This window comes from Bremerella sp. JC817, from assembly GCF_040718835.1.
In the GTDB taxonomy this organism is placed as follows: Bacteria; Planctomycetota; Planctomycetia; order Pirellulales; family Pirellulaceae; genus Bremerella.
Genome location: NZ_JBFEFG010000246.1, coordinates 1 through 516, shown reverse-complemented (window position 1 = coordinate 516; position 516 = coordinate 1). Strand labels below are relative to the sequence as shown.

General features: G+C 59.5%; 1 protein-coding gene. It reads right to left on the bottom strand.

Features of this window, described 5'->3' with window-relative positions:
• Positions 1-97: 97 nt before the first annotated feature.
• Complete coding sequence (locus tag AB1L30_RS03030) at positions 98-244, bottom strand: RHS repeat domain-containing protein (protein WP_367011883.1); 147 nt, start codon at positions 242-244, stop codon at positions 98-100.
• Positions 245-516: the final 272 nt, after the last annotated feature.

The following is a 516-nucleotide window of genomic DNA, read 5'->3' as shown; positions in this document are numbered from 1 at the left end:
ACAATCCCGCCCATGCCAAGCTGATGATGCGCACCCTTCGAGAATTCGGCGAAGCGTTGTTCATCGATCATGTGACCGACGGTGAAGCCGCGCTGGCCTATCTCTGTCGCGATGGCAAGGGGCAAGAGCCCATGTAACTGGTCGTGCGGCCAAGCGGATCGGTCGTGCTGAGCAGTTGGCCTGCGGCGTCGTAGCTGTAGGTGGTCTCAGGGGCGGTCAACGCTCCCGCGCCGTCGGTTTGAATTCGTCGCGGGCGGGTTTCGCTACATTCGCATCAACGCTTTAAAGAGCAAGCATGGGGGCTGGGTCACCTTCTTGTTTTAAGACGACCGGGGCCTGTTCGTGGGCTTCCCTTTTGTGACGCAAACGCTTAAACGCTATCGCCAACACGACCGGCTGGAAGATCTCAACCAGCTGACCGAACGCGTCCCGGCCCAAGGGGGAATGCCGTTTGAGCCTGGCCGATCTGGCTGAACATCATCATGGTTTGCTGGCCTTGGTGGTGCCAGACTGGCA